The 18,076-nt window shown below is 62.8% G+C and carries 19 protein-coding genes; 13 read left to right on the top strand and 6 right to left on the bottom strand.

The genetic code is table 11. The features are described from left to right. Positions 1-46 precede the first annotated feature (46 nt). Positions 47-1,102 carry a DUF7139 domain-containing protein gene (locus C483_RS04115; protein ID WP_006652094.1) on the top strand — a complete coding sequence of 352 codons (1,056 nt, stop codon included), beginning with the start codon at positions 47-49 and terminating at the stop codon, positions 1,100-1,102. A 14-nt stretch (positions 1,103-1,116) separates the two neighbouring features. On the opposite strand, the gene C483_RS04110 is transcribed toward C483_RS04115, so the two are convergent. Together C483_RS04110 and C483_RS04105 are read right to left on the bottom strand one after the other, a co-directional pair. Beyond that, entirely contained in the window at positions 1,117-1,602 is a 486-nt protein-coding gene (locus C483_RS04110) for a metal-dependent hydrolase (RefSeq protein ID WP_006652093.1), read from the bottom strand. Between the two features lie 144 nt (positions 1,603-1,746). Continuing rightward, positions 1,747-2,292, bottom strand: a complete 546-nt coding sequence (locus C483_RS04105) for a CinA family protein (RefSeq protein ID WP_006652092.1) — start codon at positions 2,290-2,292, stop codon at positions 1,747-1,749. A 112-nt stretch (positions 2,293-2,404) separates the two neighbouring features. Here C483_RS04105 and C483_RS04100 point away from each other — a divergent pair, with 112 nt between their 5' ends. The 4 genes from C483_RS04100 (at position 2,405) to C483_RS04085 (ending at position 6,000) form a co-directional block, all read left to right on the top strand. Next, complete coding sequence (locus C483_RS04100; protein WP_006652091.1) at positions 2,405-3,511, top strand: pyridoxal phosphate-dependent aminotransferase; 1,107 nt, start codon at positions 2,405-2,407, stop codon at positions 3,509-3,511. 78 nt (positions 3,512-3,589) lie between these two features. After that, on the top strand, positions 3,590-3,991 hold the full coding sequence (locus C483_RS04095) for a DUF2267 domain-containing protein (protein WP_049912422.1): 402 nt from the start codon (positions 3,590-3,592) through the stop codon (positions 3,989-3,991). Between the two features lie 150 nt (positions 3,992-4,141). Next, positions 4,142-4,573 (top strand): universal stress protein, encoded by a 432-nt coding sequence (locus C483_RS04090; RefSeq protein ID WP_006652089.1) that lies wholly within the window; start codon positions 4,142-4,144, stop codon positions 4,571-4,573. A gap of 146 nt (positions 4,574-4,719) precedes the next feature. Then, complete coding sequence (locus tag C483_RS04085) at positions 4,720-6,000, top strand: ArsA family ATPase (protein ID WP_049912421.1); 1,281 nt, start codon at positions 4,720-4,722, stop codon at positions 5,998-6,000. Positions 6,001-6,371: 371 nt separating this feature from the next. Here the strand turns inward: C483_RS04085 and C483_RS04080 are convergent, their stop codons facing one another. The 3 genes from C483_RS04080 to C483_RS04070 all read right to left on the bottom strand — a co-directional run bounded on the left by C483_RS04080 (position 6,372) and on the right by C483_RS04070 (position 9,096). Beyond that, complete coding sequence (locus tag C483_RS04080) at positions 6,372-7,001, bottom strand: hypothetical protein (protein WP_006652086.1); 630 nt, start codon at positions 6,999-7,001, stop codon at positions 6,372-6,374. A 72-nt stretch (positions 7,002-7,073) separates the two neighbouring features. Beyond that, the gene (locus tag C483_RS04075) at positions 7,074-8,072 is read right to left on the bottom strand and encodes an SDR family oxidoreductase (RefSeq protein ID WP_006652085.1); all 999 of its coding nucleotides are present in this window, start codon (positions 8,070-8,072) and stop codon (positions 7,074-7,076) included. 178 nt (positions 8,073-8,250) lie between these two features. Then, on the bottom strand, positions 8,251-9,096 hold the full coding sequence (locus C483_RS04070; RefSeq protein ID WP_049912414.1) for an endonuclease V: 846 nt from the start codon (positions 9,094-9,096) through the stop codon (positions 8,251-8,253). A 113-nt stretch (positions 9,097-9,209) separates the two neighbouring features. Between C483_RS04070 and C483_RS19830 the strand changes: the two genes are divergently transcribed. Continuing rightward, positions 9,210-9,785 carry a hypothetical protein gene (locus C483_RS19830; protein ID WP_152419820.1) on the top strand — a complete coding sequence of 192 codons (576 nt, stop codon included), beginning with the start codon at positions 9,210-9,212 and terminating at the stop codon, positions 9,783-9,785. A 293-nt stretch (positions 9,786-10,078) separates the two neighbouring features. Here the strand turns inward: C483_RS19830 and C483_RS04065 are convergent, their stop codons facing one another. Further along, positions 10,079-11,032: a rhomboid family intramembrane serine protease gene (locus C483_RS04065; protein ID WP_083860389.1), complete on the bottom strand. Its 954-nt coding sequence runs from the start codon at positions 11,030-11,032 to the stop codon at positions 10,079-10,081. A 176-nt stretch (positions 11,033-11,208) separates the two neighbouring features. Between C483_RS04065 and C483_RS04060 the strand changes: the two genes are divergently transcribed. From C483_RS04060 to C483_RS04030, 7 genes are all read left to right on the top strand, one after another. Next, positions 11,209-12,399, top strand: coding sequence for a hypothetical protein (locus tag C483_RS04060; protein ID WP_006652082.1), 1,191 nt, complete (start codon positions 11,209-11,211; stop codon positions 12,397-12,399). Then, entirely contained in the window at positions 12,399-12,764 is a 366-nt protein-coding gene (locus C483_RS04055) for a response regulator transcription factor (protein ID WP_006652081.1), read from the top strand. Before C483_RS04060 ends, C483_RS04055 begins: the two co-directional genes overlap by 1 nt. A 17-nt stretch (positions 12,765-12,781) precedes the next feature. Further along, a complete protein-coding gene (locus C483_RS04050; RefSeq protein ID WP_006652080.1) occupies positions 12,782-13,858 on the top strand; it encodes a HEAT repeat domain-containing protein in 1,077 nt (358 codons plus the stop codon). Next, entirely contained in the window at positions 13,849-15,249 is a 1,401-nt protein-coding gene (locus C483_RS04045) for a glycosyltransferase family 2 protein (RefSeq protein ID WP_006652079.1), read from the top strand. Before C483_RS04050 ends, C483_RS04045 begins: the two co-directional genes overlap by 10 nt. Positions 15,250-15,331: 82 nt before the next feature. Further along, positions 15,332-15,772, top strand: coding sequence for a DUF5788 family protein (locus C483_RS04040; RefSeq protein WP_006652078.1), 441 nt, complete (start codon positions 15,332-15,334; stop codon positions 15,770-15,772). A 5-nt stretch (positions 15,773-15,777) separates the two neighbouring features. Next, a complete protein-coding gene (gene polX / locus C483_RS04035) occupies positions 15,778-17,529 on the top strand; it encodes a DNA polymerase/3'-5' exonuclease PolX (protein ID WP_006652077.1) in 1,752 nt (583 codons plus the stop codon). Between the two features lie 28 nt (positions 17,530-17,557). Then, positions 17,558-18,052, top strand: coding sequence for a Mut7-C RNAse domain-containing protein (locus C483_RS04030; RefSeq protein WP_006652076.1), 495 nt, complete (start codon positions 17,558-17,560; stop codon positions 18,050-18,052). Positions 18,053-18,076: the final 24 nt, after the last annotated feature.

Below are 18,076 nucleotides of genomic sequence, written 5' to 3'. Positions count from 1 at the left end.
ATATGTCTGACGTATCGTTTTGTGCTGGGACCACGAACGACCCAGCATGACAAGCCTGACGGAGGCGTATCAGGGGAACGCACGAGAGGTGACGAGCCTCCGGCGGCTGTACGCGGGAACCGCCCTCGTCCTGCTCGGTGCGACGCTTGCAGTGGTCGCTGTGCTCGTCGCGACGACAGACTTCTTTGCTGACCTCGCGATCGGGCTCTCCGAGTGGGGGATGGACGATCAGTACGCGGTCGTCCGCGTCGCTGGCGTGCTCGCGGGAATTGGCGTTCCAGCCGCACTCGTGGGCGTCTTCATCGTCTTGCCGGCGAGCCGTCGCGTTCGCGCTGCCGCTGCGATTAGTGCGAGTCTCTGTTTACTCGGAGTCGTCCTCTTTTGGCACGCCTACCCACAGCGCTGGCGATTCGGGAGTGACCAACTCACGCTCGAAATCTCCGCCATCTACCTGCTCGGGCTCTTCATCGCCCTCTGGTGTCTGTTCGTCGCCGTCGTCAACTTCAAGACCCGGAACGATCCCGGCGGCATGCTCGAGATGAACGTGACGCGACACAACCAGACCGTCGTCGAAGTCGACGAATCGACGAACACCGGCGGCTTCGGCGGTATCGGCTTCCTCGGTGGCACGCCCGACGGTGATGTCGAGACACAGACGAACGCCTCGAGCGAGGACGATACCGACGACGAGAACGCGACCGCATCCGGCACACAAACCGACACAGCCACTGGCGACTCGACGTTCTCCTACAACGAATCACAGTCGACTACGAGCCGCACGCAGTCGCAATCACAGTCGAACGCCTCCGGCTCCGGACTCGGCGGACACGGTGCCGTCACCAGCGACGGCGGTTCGACCACCCAGGATATTTCATCGCCACTCGAGTCCCAGCCGATCGGGGACGGCCGGGATGCCGAGATCGTAACGGATGCGTCGGACGCCGACGAGTCGACGACTGCGCCGACGGATCGGTACTGTGGTAACTGCCGGCACTTCGAGTACGTGCGTTCGTCGTCGGGAATGGTGCCCTACTGTGCCCGTCACGAGCAGGCGATGGACGATATGGATGCGTGTGAGGAGTGGACGCCGAATCGGCGATAACTGTTCTCCGGTGCTCAGACGCCGATCGACTGGCGCGCCAACTCGAACCCTTCCTGTGGCAGTTCGAAGATGATGACGGCTGCGATGATGAGCTCTCCTGCGGTGACGAGTACCGTCACGAAGTCGGCGCGTTTGCTGCTGACTGCGACACCGACCGGCAGCCCGTACTCCTTCTTCAGGAGCGGGTAGAAGAGCGCGATGCCGCGTTTGCTCCCTGCGATGTCGAGCACGTAGTGGGTCAGGATGCCGACCCAGACCCACTCCAGATTACCGAAGAAGTACGGAAACGCCATGAAGCCGGCCAACAGCGGCAGGTTGTGCAGCGTCTTTCGGTGTTTCCCGAACGCGGTGTCGATGTCCGGGACCATCGCTCCGAGCGTGATCGGCACGCCGATAGCGATGATCATCTCGAACGTTGCCATATTCCCGGCTGGTTCGAGGAGATACCCCAGCCCGATACTCAGCAAGACGGCGTTGAGCACGTGTCCCTTCTTGTTCATCACCCGCAACTGGCGACCCGACCGCCGAATAGCTTTCTGTCGTGACTCTCAGTTCACGGTATCTGTTCGCGGGATCAGTTTTTGCGGTATCAGTTCTCGCGGTATCTGTTTGTGGCCACTCCGTCGACGTCGGAGTCTCCGCGTTCAGTCCGTCGACTCGGGATCGACTGCCTCGGGGTGCTGGCGCTCGACTGCGGTGAGGAGATCCACCAGCGCTTGATCAACGGTCTTGGCCCGCACGTCCGCCCGGTCGCCGTCGAACTGGTAGCGCGAGACAGTCGCGTAGGAGGATTCGCTCCCCCAGGGACCGGCGTAGGAAATGGCGATATACACCGTCCCGACCGGTTCGTCTTCGGTGCCGCCGGTCGGCCCCGCAACGCCGGTCGTCGCGATCCCCCAGGTCACGTCCGTCACGTCGCGAACGCCGCGGGCCATCGCGCGCGCGACCGGTTCCGAAACCGCGCCGTGCTCGTCGAGCGCCTCACGGCTTACGCCGAGGTGGCGGCGCTTGGCGTCGTACGCGTACGTCGTCAGCCCCGAATCGAAGTAGTCGCTCGCGCCTGGGACGGCCGTGATCGCCGCGCCGATCAGCCCGCCGGTGCAGGACTCGGCGACTGCGAGGGTTTCCTCGGTCTCTCGTAGGGCATCCGCGACATCCATCGGGAGGGTGCGGTCGATGTCGTCGTTCATGGCTCTCCAGAGGAGCGCCAGCTTTGTCAAGGCGCGGTCTTCACCCGTCCTGCCCACAGCGCGCGAGCGGCGAACGGAAAGAACGACGGTCCCAGCGTGCACACACTCACCTATGGACACGGAGTACGAGACGCCGCTTTTCTTCCACGTCATGGAGTACGCCGGCAACGCGGACACCGACGTGATCGACATGGTCAGCGGCAACCCCGACTGGGAGCCGCCCGCGGCGCTTCGCGAAGGCTTACACGAGTACGCCGACGGCGACCCCGACCAGTTCCAGTACCCACCGAGCGAGGGCCTACTCGAGTTACGCGAGGAAATCGCCGAGCGACGCGGCGTCGCCACCGAGCAGGTCGTCATCACGAACGGCGCGGGCGAGGCGAATTACCTCGCGATGGCGCGCGCTCTGGAACGTGACCGTGGGATCGAAATCATACTCACAGAGCCGGTTTACCCCTACTACCCAGGGAAGACGACGATGCTCGGTGGGACGACGAACTTCGTCGAAACGGCGGCGGACGGCCAACTCGATCCCGACGACGTGTGCGCCGCCGCGAGCGACGAGACGGCTGCTATCGTCGTCAACTCGCCGAACAACCCCACGGGGGCGGTCTATCCTCGAGAGACGATCCGCGAACTCGTCGCCATCGCCGAGGAGAACGACGCGATCCTCGTCAGCGACGAGGTCTACGATCACTTCGATCTGGCCGGGCGCTTCGCGAGCGCACTCGGGTTCGATTCTGATCACCGGATCGTCACCAACGCGTTTTCGAAGTCGCTCGCCATCACGGGCTTTCGCGTGGGCTATGCGATTTTCCCGCCGGAGCTGGTCGAGAACGCGAAGAGCCGCCACATGCTGGTGAACGTGGCCGGGAGTCGGCCCTCGCAGTACGCGGTGTTGCACGCACTCCGGGAGACGGGTCCCGACTACTACGAGCAGAACCGGGACCTCCTGCGCGAGCGGGTCGAGACCTTTACTGACGCGTTGGATGCTGCAGGTGCTGAGTACACGACACCCCAGGGTGCGTTCTACGTGATGGCACGCTTCGACGGCTACCCGGGGACACTCGAGAACGTCGAGCGACTGATCGACGAGACGGGCGTCGCAGGGATGCCGGGCGAGGCGTTCGGCGACTCCCGCGGGGAGTGGCTCCGATTTGCGCTGGTTTCGCCACGCGTCGAGGAGGCAGCAGAGCGACTGGCGCGGTACTTCGAGTGAGTCGGCGACTGGTCACTCCTCACCGCTCACCGTCCACCACCCTTTATGCACACCGTCGGTGTCGTCACTCCCGAGCCGATGAAGTACAACGAATTCACCGGGCAGGTCCAGCACCGACTCGAGTACGCCCAGATTGGCCAGGCCGTTCGCGCCACGCGTGCCGTCCTGACGACGCTCGGCGAGCGGCTGCCGGAGGGGGAAGCGACGGATCTCGCCAGCCCGCTTCCGATGGAGATCGACCGCTATTTGACGACAGCAACCCACGGACAGCGCTTTGACTACCAGGAGTTTCTCGACCGGGTTGCGGAGCGAGAAGGCGTCGACCGGTCGGATGCGAACTACCACGCCCAGCAGGTGATGGCCGTCGTCGCGTCGGTCGTCCCGCCAGGAAATATCGAGAAGGTTGATAACGGACTCCCCGAGGACTTCGACCCGCTGTTCGAACTGGTCGAGACGGCTGACGAACAGGACATGGCGTAACCGTAACCGTAACCGAACCGAAACCGCAACACTCGGCATTGACAGCGCGACGAATCGGAGGCACACTCGATCGTAATCGTGTGGCGAGCGTGACCGCACGGTCTCAACCCGGCCTCTACGCTTACATCGCTGGCCGTTGGAGTCGTTACTATGACTGACCGGGTGCTCGTCCCCTACGACGGGTCGGAACCAGCGACGGTTGCACTCGATTTCGCGCTCGAAACCTACCCTGATGGCGACCTCACCGCCCTCTACGTCATCCCGATTCCGGAACTCGATTTCGAGCGGCTCGAGCGGCTCGACGGTCCCGACTTCACGCCACCGGTTTCTGATCAGGCGCGTGAGTACGCGGCGAGGGTACTCGAGGAGGCGACCGGTCGTGCTGGGGCCGCAGACTGTGAACTGGACACCGAAATTGCAGCGGGAAAGCCCGATCGACGGATCGTCGAGCGCGCGCAGGAGGGTGTCGACGTCGTGGTTATCGGGAGCCACGGCCGGACGAGTGCATCGCGCGTGTTGCTCGGGAGCGTTGCCGAGCGTGTCGTTCGCCGGGCACCGGTGCCGGTGACTGTCGTTCGGTAGCTGGTCGTTCGGTAGCTGATCGTTCGATCACCGTTCGTTCCACCGGTGATCTGGTCGTGAACGTGCCACCGGGAGACGACCGACACACCGCCGAACGGCACCACTGGACCGACGAATACTCGTGTGGTCACCGCGAATCGCTTGCCATGAGTGGAATCGACGTCGAGGTCGTCGACGAGGACGATGCGGACACTGCGGCGGACGGTGGGAACGAAGACGGCGAGTCGGACAACACCATCGAGGTCACGCCGACCAGTTCGACAGACAGTGCGGATTCGGACGCGGACACGGTCGAAGACCGTACGACCATCGATGTCGAACCGTCCGACGAGCCGATCGACGGCCCCGACTACATCCTCTACGGCGGCAAGGGCGGCGTCGGAAAAACGACCATGGCCGCGGCTACCGCACTCGACAGCGCCCGCGGCGGCACCAGCACGCTCGTCGTCTCCACGGACCCCGCCCACTCCCTCTCCGATACCTTCGAGACGGACGTGCCCGCAGAGCCGGGCCGGCTGCGCGAGGATATCCCGCTGTACGGCGCAGAGATCGACCCCGAAGCAGCCGCCGAACGCGGGCAGGCCGTCTTTGGGAGTAACGCGAATGCAGACACAGACACAGATTCCGAGTGGGAAGCCAATGGACCCGGAGACGACAGCTTCGGAGGCGACAGCAGCCCCTTCGGCGGTGATCAAGGAAACCTCGGCAATCTCGGCGGCATCGGCCAACTCCTCGGCGACGACAACCCCATGGACGCCCTCTTCGGCGGGTCCATGCCAGGAGCCGACGAGGCCGCCGCGATGCAGTTGCTACTCGAGTACATGGACGATCCGCGATTCGAGCGCGTCGTGATCGACACCGCGCCGACGGGTCACACCCTCAGACTGCTCCAGCTACCTGAAATCATGGACTCGATGGTCGGGAAAATCCTGCAGTTCCGCCAGCGTATGAGCGGCCTCTTCGAGGGAATGAAGGGGATGTTCGGGGGACAGGATCAGCCGGCAGAGCAGGCGCCGGATCTCTCCGATCTGGACGAACTGCAGGAACGAATCGAACGCCTGCGGGCGGCGTTGCAGGACCCAACGCGGACGGACTTCCGGATCGTGATGATCCCCGAGGAGATGAGCGTCTACGAGTCGACGCGACTGCGTCAACAGCTCCAGGAGTTCGACATTCCGGTCGGCACAGTCGTCGTCAACCGCGTGATGGAGCCGCTGTCGAACGTGACTGACGACGTCCACGGCGAGTTCTTGCAGCCGAATCTGGACGACTGCGAGTTCTGTCAGCGACGCTGGGACGTCCAGCAGTCCGCCCTTGCTGAGGCCCAAGACCTCTTTCGCGGACCGGAGGTTCGGCGCGTCCCGCTGTTCGCGGACGAAGTCCGCGGTGAGGGGATGCTCGAGGTCGTGGCGGCCTGTCTTCGCTAGGTGGCTGGTCGACCGGTGTTGACGTCGGTGCCGGCGCCGGCGCTGATTCCCACCTGCTGAGAATCGCCTTGTCTCTTGATTTCCAAACTCGACAACCACCACCTACGCGGATGACTTGCCTCTCCTCTCAGGACCGATCGATCCTTGCTGCCCTCGACAGCGCACAGCCGGCGACCGTCGCTGAACTTGCAGCCGTACTCGAGTCCAGACCACATCCGATGACAGTCGAGCGTCGCTGCCAGGCGTTACAGCAGGCAGGATATCTGAATCGCGGACCTGGTGGCGCGTATCGGTTGACGAGAGCGGGTACGTCGACGCGGCAAACGGCTGCAGATTGAGCGGTCTGGTTCGATACTTCTGTTTTCTGCGGCCTAGTCCCGTGTTGGACTGGTATCGGTGGTGGTCTCAGTTTCGAACTCAGTCTCAAGGCTGTTTTCCGAATCACTGGCTGTGTCGGTTCTCCCAGCGGTCTCGGTGGGGGTCTCACTCCAGTTCCCAGATTCGATTTCCTCCTCGCCGGTGGCTTCTGGGAGTTGTAGTTCCGCAGTCGAACACGAGAGACAGTAGTGGTTGTGCCCCACGGAATCGGTGTATACCGGAACGCCCGCGAGTGCGAACTCGGTTCGGTAGCGCCGAACCATCCCCTTCTCGATGGGCAACTGGCAGGCGACGCAGCGTTCGGTGCAGTCCTCCTCGGATCGAATCACGCGCTGGTCAACGGACTGGACGCGGCCGACCGTCGAGAGCGAGTGCCGTCGATTGAGTCGGCGACGAAAACGCGGGTTAACGAAGATGCCGAGCGCAATGAAGACGAACGACACCGCCAGCATGAGCGCAGTCAACAGCGCCTCCATACCGGCCAGTCCCTCACCAACAGCGTTCAGGGAGACAGTGAGGGCAGCGAAGAGTCCGAGACCGACCAAGAGCCAGCCAACGATGCCGTAGAGGAGTTCAGAGACGGTATCAGCGAGTGCAACGACAGCGCTGTTGGAATCGGACATCCGAGTTCTGGTGTCGTTCTACGCGTTCCCGTTCTGTAATTGTGACGAAGCCTTACGCCACCCTACACCACCCTACACCAGCCGCTGAATGAGGCCGTAGGCCGCATCACGCAGCCGATCCGGCAGGAAACGAGCGTAGACACCGTACTGAGCGATCGGACCGACCGGATACCGAGCCGGTGGTTCCGGCGTCGACGCCGCGTCGAGAATCGCCGCCGCAACGTCTTTCGGCTCGGAGGCGAACGGACCACCGGCACCGCTGCCGATCAACTCCGCCTCGTCGAGCAACTCGTACAGCGTCTCGTAGGCCGGCGTCCGCTCGTCATCCGGCAACTCCTCGTCCAGGCGCTCGGAGAAGTTCGTCTGCACCGGGCCGGGTTCGATCAACGTCACCTCGATATCGAACCCCTCGACTTCTGCGCGAAGCGAGTCGGTCATCGCCTCGAGTGCGTGCTTCGAGCCGGCGTACGACCCCATCCCCGGCACCGAGATGCGGCCGACCACACTCGAGACGTTGATGATTCGACCCTCCCCCTGAGCGCGCATGTGTGGGAGTGCGGCGCGGGTGAGTCGGTGTGGCCCGTAGACGTTTACGTCGAACTGGCGGTGGAGGTCCGCCGTGGAGACGTCCTCGAGTGGCCCCGTCTGTGCGTAGCCGGCGTTGTTGACGAGACAGTCGATTGCACCGCCGATCTCGACGGTTTGCTCGACGGCGGTGGCGACCTGCTCGGGGTCGGTGACGTCGAGTTCGAGCGTGGTACAGCCGGCCTCTGCGAGCTCGGCGATGTCGTCGGTGTTGCGGGCGGTCGCGACGACCTGCCAGTCACGCTGGAGAAATGCGAGTGCGGTCGCGCGACCGATCCCGGAGGAGCAGCCGGTGATCAGGACGCACTGTTTGCGGGTGTAGCGGTCGTCGGCTGTGGTTGTGCCGGTGTCCGTGTCCGTCTCCGTCTCTGGATCCGTCTGTGCACCCGTGTCCGTGCGCGTGTCCGTCTCCCGATTCGTGTCGGCGCTATCGGCCCCGACCCCGTCGGAGTCCGCGGGACGATCGGCTTCCTCAGCGGTGGCCATACGTGACCCGTTCGTGAGACGATACCTAAGTATCGACGGTTTGTCGCGCTGCGTGGAAGTTCCGGATCGCGTGACTGTCGGGACCAAGAAACGACTCATACGGTCTGCTGTAACGATTTACCGGCCCGACCGCAGGACGGCTCGCGGTCGGGCCGGAAATGACTTACAGTAGTCCGTATCAATCGAGGAACTCGTGTTTGGCCTCGGTGGCATACTGATCCGCCAATCGAACCGGCTCCGGCAACTTGTAGGTGCCCCCGAGTCCGAGCACGAGATCAGCAGCCGTCTCCGGACCGACGCGGTGGCCGGGGCTCACGTACAGCGGGTTGATATACCGGTTCGGCGAGTCGTACTGGCGCGTCTGCACCGCGTAGCCGAGTACTGTTCCCTCGGGCGCGTCGACCGAGTCATCAGCCTCGATGGCGACGCGTGTGCCTGCAGACAGATTGTCAGTCTCTCCCTGCAGACGACCACAGAGCAGACTCTTCGCGACACCGATACTCGGCACGTCGCGGACAACCCCGATGTGGGTCGCAATGCCGGCCTGTCGGAAGTGGATCCGACCGCTCCCGTCGAACAAGATGAGGTCGGGTTCGACTGCGAGGGACTCGAGTGCAGCCAGAATCGCGCCCCCTTCACGAAACGAGAGGAGGCCGGGGATGTAGGGTGTTTCGAGGTCGGTGACGGCGTGGACGCGCTCGACGACCTCGCCGCCGCGCATGGCGACGACGGCGCTCAGGGCGCGGTCCTGGTCGCCTGCGTCGTTGGTGAGGAACGATTGGTCGACGCCGACGACGGTGGGCTGAGAAGTCGCAGAGTCGGCGGAAACATCGGTCTCTGCCGTCGCCGCCGCGGCGCTCGCGGCCAGTGGATTAGTCAGCGGTTCGGGATCGAATCTGAACTCGTCCTCGAACACCGCGGCGTCGGCGATCTCGCGCTGCAGCGCTTCCATCTCCGCGCGGCCGAGAGATGGGTCGGGTGCGAGACCGGGGCGCGGTTGCGATGTGCGGCGGGGAGCGGTCATTGATACGGGGTGGTACGGCCGGAGGAAAATAGGCGTTGGGTCAAGCTGCTTTCACAGCCACATATATCCCAACATGGGATAAAGGGTTTATAATTTGAAACATCCTATCATGTATGAATCGACGGCAATATCTTGCGAGTGCAACTGGTATTACTATTGCTAGTCTCAGTGGTTGCCTACAAATATTGGCTAGTGGTGAGATCTCACCGAGTCGTGAACCGGAAAGTGTTCCATCATCTCTTGATTGTGACGACAACAATTTTGATAGACTATCAAATCGAGGTACAGGCGAAGTAGGTGATGCAGGATCGTTCTCGTTGCGCGTGAATGATACATCCTTTAGATACGGTGATACTGTCGAGATTACTCTCAGAAATACATCTTTCACTTCAGAATATACCGCGACTCGAGATCACTATAATATTCTTGTACATACAGATGCAGGATGGGAAGAAGCACGTGGTGTCATCGAAGGGAACATGGACTACATAGATGTCGAACGTCGTCATCGACCCGGGACAGTATACGAATGGACGTTCGAATTGACTGATAGTGGACTCGTTGGTGATAATGACGTACTCACTGTTTGTCCCTCACTTCCATCTGGACGGTATCGCTTTGTGTATTTTGGAACAACTGAACCGATAGCTGTCGAATTTGATCTCTACCGTGATGACCAGGATATATAGGCAAATTCCCACATCCTTCTTGTCTTTCTGCTGAACAATTCTCCCATATTGACTGGACATTGTCCAATAGAGTGGAGCTTCCAGCCAGTATGTTTTCTCCACGGTCTTGTGGATTGTTAAGATAGTTCATTTAGGTCGAGTGGGTAGTGTACCCAACGCTGTGAGAAGGGTTCTATAACGCAATCGTTGGGTTGGCTGGTGGAGGCTGAACGGTGTGTCGAAGAAATTTCCGGTGTGAGAACTGGCTTTGGGAGATGCGTGGTGAGCGTAGTGAGCGTAGTGAGCGTTGTGAGTTAGAAGCGACGTCGACCGCCAGGCCCACCAGGGCCGCCAGGGCCACCGGGACCACCGCCACCGCCGCCGAGCTGGAACTGGTTCGCGGTGCGGACGTTCTTCGTTCGCTTGATGTATGCGCCGTAGGCCAGCCCGATGACGAGGCCGACGAGGTGGGCGGCGTGAGCGATGCCACCGGCACCGCCCGCGCCGGTGCCGATGAAGCCGACGCTGATGAGCGCCGTCCCCACCGCGAGCATCCAGAGTCGAACGGGGACGATCATGTAGAGGTAGACGGTGAGGTTCGGGTTCAGGATGGTGAGCACGCCCATGATCGCGAGGGCTGCACCGCTGGCTCCGAGGACGCCGCCGGTTCCGGGCAGCACTGGCCCCTGATATATTTGGATAGCCACCTGGCTCAGGCCAGCGACAGCGCCGCTGACGAGGAACAAGATGAGGAAGTCTCGCGACCCGACGTAGCGCTCGACGAGCGGGCCGAAGAAGAAGATCACGATGGCGTTGAACGCGATGTGGATGATGTCGCCGTGGGCGAAGATTGAGGTTACCCAGGTCCAGACGTACTCCGGATTCTGCGGCGTCAACACGAACAGCGAGCGAGAGAGGCTGGCAGAGCCGAACGTGCCGACGAGCAACTGCGCGAGGAACGTGATCCCCATCAACGCGAGGACCGTGTAGGTCATGTTCCCACGGAAGTATGCGAGCGGCCCACCGGGGCCGGTGTCTATCGGCACCTTGTCGGCGATGCTCGCCGTTTTCGACGTACTGGCACCGCTCCCGCCGTTGACACTCTCGTCGAAACCGCTATCGAAGACACCGCCCGGATCGTTCCAGTTTTGGAGTCCGGAGCAGTCGTGGTTCTCCGGCAGCCGATGGTCGGCACAGTAGGTCCCCCCGCAGTGCCGACAGTTGTACGGCATGCTTTCGTCCTTCCGACACACGTCGCACTTGGCCATTGCCGGGGGGTATGTGCGGCGTCGCTAAGGGGTTTGGGGTTCCGCTCATCGACCGCGCATCGTCAGTTATCGCGACTAACCGCCAGTTTGGCGGCTCTATCACTTGTTGTGATGTTCATTCACTCATGACTGCACATGGATTTATACCCGTACATGTTGTGCACTCTGTCGTCTCTATGACTGATATGGGGCCTGGATCCGCTTCTCAGCCTGGGACAGGTAAGAAGGGCGCTGACGAGAAGACGGATACCACCCAGAACACAACCCCCACCGAAACCGGTGCCAGAGACGAGTTCGCGACACTCGGCTACGAGTTCCGACGCCATCTAGCCGTCGTCTACGGCAACTCGGAACTCCTCCTCGAGGAGGCCTTTGGCTCACTCTCCTCCGACCAGCGCGAGGCACTCGAAGAGATTGTCGCAAACACCGGCGAGCTGACCGCGCTCACGGCGCACACGTTCGAGACGAACGACATCGAGGACGCCATTGACCGCGCCGACCAGCTCCCCGACTCGACTGGGAGTGACGAGTCGACCCTGGCTGACCCCGATGCGTTCGATCCAATCGTGCTGGCACTCCAGAGCGAAACCTTTGCGGACCTCGTCGCAGAGCAACTCGAGTTGGCAGGCCACGAGGCAGTGACGGTTGAGGTTGGGGCGGTTGGGACTGAGGCGGTAACAGATGGGGCCGATGACGAGAGTGAGACACTGGATGACCCACACCATCTCGTCGTCGACTGCGGATTTCCGACACCGGAGACTATCGACTGGCTCGGAGAGATCACAGGGCCGACGGAGCAGCGGCAGTCGGTAACGCTTGTGTCGACTGTCGATCCGGTAGCAATCGAAGCGGAGGGAACGCAAGCCGGTGGAGCGGCCGGTGACACTGTCAGAGTCACCGGTCCACTGCTCGGGATTGACGGGGTTCTCGACCCGGACGCGAGTCAATCCACCGTGGCCGACCTGTTAGCGGACGAGCTAGTACACACGCCTGACGCACCATCGATTTCGACGGTCCACATCGCCGGTGACGGCACGGAACCGCTTGCGTCCTCGCTCGCAGGCCAATCGTACACTGTCCAGCGCCAGACGACAGCGACACTGCCAGAACTCGATCCCAGCGGTGACTCGTGTCTCTTCCTCGGACCGGACGTCTTCGATCGGTATGACCCGCTCACACTCTCGCGGTTCCGGTCGCCCGCTGACGCGCCACAGCGCCCGATTCCGATCGTCGCAGTCGCCGAGTTCCCCATATCGGATCAGGAGTGGGAGCCAACCTGTGGTTCGGACCTCTTCGCACACAAACCTATCACCGCTGCCGAGTTCGCAGCCGAACTCCGCTGCTGGCTGCCCGGGGGTGATGACTGATGCAAGTACTGGTCGCCGAAGACGACGAACACGTCAACGAGATGCTCGTGTACCGGCTCGAAACTGCGGGCTACGATGTGGTCTCCTTCCAGAACGGCGAGGAGTGCTGGGAATACCTTACAGATGCCGACGAGCCACCGGACGCCCTGCTACTCGACGTGATGATGCCCGGCATGGACGGCTTCGACGTCCTCAGACGACTCCGTGAGTACGAGTTCGACCCGGAACCCGCCGTCATCATCGTCTCCGGTCGCGGCCTGGAACAAGACGTCTTGACCGGCTTCGACCTCGGTGCTGACGACTACGTCACGAAACCGTTCAGCCCCTCTGAAATCGTTGCTCGGCTTCGACGAGTACTCGAGTAACACGCAATGTCCACACGATGAACGGACTTCTCTGGACGGTGTTCGTCGGTATCGTGGTAGTGACGGTGTTCGTCGGAATCTTCACACTCTCACTGTCGGTGTTTCTCTTCTGGCTCGATCGCAGGCGGACGGCTGCTCGCACTGAAATCGCACCGGCGATACTGGCACGTCTCGACCGGGACGACCCGGAGTGGAACGACTGGTATCAGGATCTGTCGCTGATCGAACGCTACGTTGCCCGCGAGGTGGTCGCGAGCTACCTACGTCGTGTTCGTGGACGTGAACGGGCACAGCTCGTTCAGTTTGCAGAGGATGTTGGACTCATCGATCACGCCCGCTCGTTGCTTGGCAATCCGCTGCTGTTTAACCGACTTCGTGGACTCGTCTGGCTCACGATACTCGAGTGCCCGGTGTCGGTCGAGCGGCTGCGAGTGACGAGCACGTCACACCCCGAAACACGGGCGGCAGCGGCGCGGTTGCTCGCCGTCAGCGACGTGCCGGAGGCGAGCCAGAACGGGACGGCGTTGCTCTGCTGGTCGGGTGAGGACCGGCTGTCGACGTTCGGACTGGACACACTATACCAGCTCAACAGCACCGACGCGACGCCGCTGTTGACGCTGACTGCCACGGACGGCGTCTGGTGGGACGAAGGGCTGTTGGTACAGGCGCTGACGACGCTTGGCTACTGTCAGTCGACGCAGGAACTTGCGCAGTTCGAGTGGCTGTTGGGGCTCTTAGAGCACGATTCGCCGCGCGTTCGGGCGGCGACGCTGATCGCCCTCGGACAGCACGGCTGGCGCTGGCGGCTGCGCGACCGAATCGACGTCGAACAGGCGCTCACCGATCCGGAGCCGCAGGTACGAACGGCGGCGTACGACCTGCTCAGTCGCTGGGGAGACTCGGAGTCACTCGACTGGCTTCAGTACGGTGTTGCGTCGGATCCGGACGAACGCTCGCGGCTCGCCGCCGCGCGTCTTCTGGATCGCTCCGGGACGCCACTGCCTGCGGCCACTGACGACAACGTCGTCCGCACCATTGACTGGGTTCGTGCCGAACACGCCGCACCGCGGCGGGTGACGACCGGATGGACGTAGCGATCGAGGCCATCGCCTGGCTCATTAGCTGGTTCTTCCTCGCGTACTTCGCGCTGGTCAACGGCAGCTACCTGTTCGTCCACTTGGTCTCAATCGTCACTCTCCAGCGCGGGATCCGCGACTGGCTGCTCGAACCCGTGTACCAGCCCTACAACTCGCCGTTCCTGCCGGGTATCGCGGTCATCGTCCCGGCGTACAACGAAGCCGTCACCATCGTCGACACCGTCCAATCGCTACTCAATCTTGAGTATAGCAACCACGAAATCGTCGTCGTCAACGACGGCTCACGAGACGAGACACTCGAGCGCCTCGTGTCGACGTTCGACCTCGAACCAGTCGGTGAGGACGTGCCGTTCGATCTGCCATGTGAGACGGTGCACGAGGTGTACCAGTCCTCGCGCGTCGATCTCGTCGTCATCGACAAGGACAACGGGGGGAAAGCGGACGCGCTCAACGCAGGTGTGTTCTTCACGGATCAGCCGCTATTCTGTGCAATCGACGCGGACAGCATTATCGAACGGAACGCCCTTCTCGAGGTCGTCCAGCCGTTTCTGCGCGATCCCGAGCGGATGATCGCCTCCGGCGGTGCGGTTCGGGTCGCAAACGGCTGTTCGATTACGCGCGGTGTCATTACCGATGTCGGACTCTCACGAAGCCACCTTGCGAATCTCCAGACCGTCGAGTACCTCCGCGCGTTTCTCTCCGGACGGATTGGGCTAAGTGGCCTCGGCAGTCTGCTCATCATCTCCGGCGCGTTCGGCCTGTTCAGAACGAGTGCGGTCCGCGAGGTCGGTGGTTACTCGACGGAGACGATCACCGAGGACATGGAGCTGATCGTCAGGCTCCAGAAGCACGTGTCGGACGAACAGCACCGAATTACGTTCGTTCCGTACCCGGTCGTCTGGACGGAGGTACCCGAGCGCCGGGCCGTCCTCGCCCGCCAGCGCGGTCGCTGGTTCAAGGGGATGCTCGAGACGCTCTGGGTGCACCGGCGGATGGTCGGCAATCCGAAGTACGGAATGGTTGGCCTGTTTGCGCTCCCCTTCTTCCTCTTTGTGGAGGCGCTCGGCCCGCTCATCGAGGGACTGGGATACGTCATTGTTCCGGCCGCGTTTCTCCTCGGCTACCTGAACGTGCCCTTCTTCGTGGTCTTCCTCGGCATCGCGGTCGGCATCGGGACACTGCTCTCGTGGCTCTCCGTGCTCAACGAAGTCGTGAGCTTCCGGCGATACAGGAATCCGAGAGATATCTCACTCTTGTTGCTCTACGGCATCCTCGAGCACGTGCCGTTCCGCCAGTGGAAGTCGTTCGTCACCTGGGTTGCGTTCGTCCAGTACCTCCGCGGCGAGACGAGCTGGGGTGAGATGTCCCGGATCGGTTTCGACCGCTGACCGGGCCGATGGTGGTTCGACGGCAGTTCGATAGCGAGATCGACGGTGTACACTTTTGGCCCTCAGTCCCCAACACAGAGACGTGCAAGAGTTCGAGCGAAAGCAACTGCTCGAGCGCGTCGAGCGCGAGGGTGCGACCGTCGGCGCGGACATCCCCGAGACGATCACGGTGCAAGGCGAGGAGCTCGACCTTCGCACCTTCGTCTTCGAGATCAAACGCCGCGAGACGGTACCCCCAGGCGAGCGCGACCGCGTCGAGCAGGCGAAACGAAACCTCAGACGAGAGCGCGTCGAACGCCTCGAACGGATCGAGGAGGGCGACATCTCTCACACGAAGGGCGACGAACTCGCCCAGAGCATCATCGGGATCGACCGCGCGCTGAACGCACTCGAGAACCTCGGCCCAACAGACATAGAGCGCGAACAGCAGGTCAAGCAGGCTGCCGACACCAAGCGCTGGATGTCGTTCCTCAAACAGGCGCTCGGCCGCGACGACGACCAGAGCGCACGGCGGGGGCGGTGATCACGGTGGCGACCAACGCCGAACTCGCCGGCCGCTTCGAGGAGTTCGCCGACTTGCTCGAGGCCGACGACGTGGAGTACAAACCCCGCGCGTATCGCCGTGCGGCTGAGAACATTCGTGCCCATCCCGTTCCGATCGGTGACCGGGTTGCAGACGGCGACGAGGAGATTCTCGACGAAATCGACGGCGTCGGCGACGCGATTTCCGCAAAGATCGTCGAGTACGTCGAGACCGGCGAGATCGAGGAACTGGAGGAACTCAAAGCCGAACTCCCGATCGACATCGCGGACATCACCCGAATCGAGGGCGTCGGCCCCAAGACGGCCGGCAAACTGTACCGCGAACTGGGGATCGAAACGCTGGACGATCTCGAGGACGCCGCCGAGGCCGGCGAGATTCAGGCGGTCAAGGGCTTCGGTCCGAAGACGGAGGAAAACATCCGCGACAACATCGAGTTCGCACGCGAGGTCGGCCAGCGGCAGTTGCTCGGCGAGGCCCGCCCGCTCGCCGACGACGTGCTCGCCTTTCTCGAGTCGCTCGACGTCGTCGAGCGCTGCGAGGTGGCGGGCTCGATCCGGCGCTGGCGCGAGACCATCGGCGACGTGGACGTACTCGTCGCGACGAACGAGAACGAAACCGTCATTGAGCAGTTCGTCGGCTGGGACTCGGTCGACAGCGAAATCGAGTCCGGCCCAGCGAAGGCGAGCGTGCGAATCGGCGAGAGTCGCGTCGACCTCCGCGTGGTCGTCCCCGACGAGTTCGGCTCCGCGCTGCAGTACTTTACGGGAAGCAAGGACCACAACGTCCGGCTCCGTAACTACGCGATCGACCGCGACCTGAAGGTCAACGAGTACGGCGTCTTCGACGTCAGCGACCTCGAAGACGGAGACGAGGGCCAGCGCGTCGGCGAACGCATCGCCGGCGAGACCGAGGGGGGAATGTACAACGCACTCGGGCTGCCGTGGATTCCGCCGGAGCTGCGGACCGACCGCGGCGAGATCACGGCCGCCGAGAACGACGCCCTGCCGGACCTGCTCACGCGCGAGGACATCCGCGGCGACCTCCACAGCCACACCGAGTGGTCCGACGGCAACACCTCGATCAAGGCGATGGTGGCGGCCGCCGAGGACCGGGGCTACGACTACTTTGGTATCGCCGACCACGCAGAGGGGCCCGGCATCGTCGGCGGCATGGGGCTCTCGGACGCCGAAATTCTGGAGCAGGTCGAGGCAATCCGCGCGGTCGACGACGAGAGCGAGATCACCGTCTTCGCCGGCATCGAGGCAAACGTCGACGCCGAAGGTGAGATCGGCCTCTCCGAGGAGGTCATCGACGCACTCGATGTTATCGTCGCCTCGACCCACAGCGCGCTCGACCAGGACGCCGAACGAGCGACCGACCGGCTCATCACCGCCGTCGAAAATCCAGCCATCGACGTTCTCGGCCACCCCAGCGGCCGCATGCTGAACGAGCGCTCCGGTCTCGACTTCGACGCGAGCGCGCTCGGTGCGGCTGCCGCCGAGCACAACACTGCACTCGAGGTCAATGCTAACCCACGCCGCCTCGACCTCTGGGGGAGCGCCGTCCAGGCCGCCATCGACGAGGGCGCAGTGATCGCCGTCAACACGGACTCCCACCGGCCGTCGACACTCGAGTATATGCGCTGGGGCGTCCACACGGCGCGCCGGGGCTGGGCCGAGCCCGCGGACGTGATCAACACGTGGGAGCTCTCGGAGTTGCGGGCGTTCCTGCACTGAGCGCGCACCCAGGCGTTCCTTTCGACCCATGCGATTCCTCCTCGACACCATGTGCGGCGGGCTCGTCGCCTACTTACGGATGTGCGACTACGACACGGTCTACGCGGGTGACCGCGAACCGGTACTCGAGTCCGACGACGACCTGCTCGCCGCCGCGGAGACGGAAGGCCGCACGCTCGTCACGAGAGATACCGAACTCGCAGGCCGAGCGGACGACGCAATTCTGCTGACGGCACTCGAGGTGGAAGAACAACTGGGAGAACTCAGTGAGGCAGGTGTGGAACTCGAACTCGCAGCTGAGCCCTCGTACTGCGGGCGGTGCAACGGGGTACTCGAGCGCGTCGATCCGTCGGCGGAGACGCCCGAGTATGCGCCGGATCCGGTCGAGGGCCCAGCCGACGACGACGGTGGCGAAGACGAGGAGACCGATTCGAGGGCCGTCTGGCGCTGTCGCTCGTGCGGGCAGTACTTCTGGCGTGGGAGCCACTGGGATCGTGTCGCACAGACACTCGAGGACTACTGACGGATCTCGTATCGGACACTACTG

This window comes from Natrialba hulunbeirensis JCM 10989, assembly GCF_000337575.1.
In the GTDB taxonomy this organism is placed as follows: Archaea; Halobacteriota; Halobacteria; order Halobacteriales; family Natrialbaceae; genus Natrialba; species Natrialba hulunbeirensis.
The sequence above is the reverse complement of the archived record's forward strand: the minus strand, read 5'-3'. Positions and strand labels throughout refer to the sequence as shown.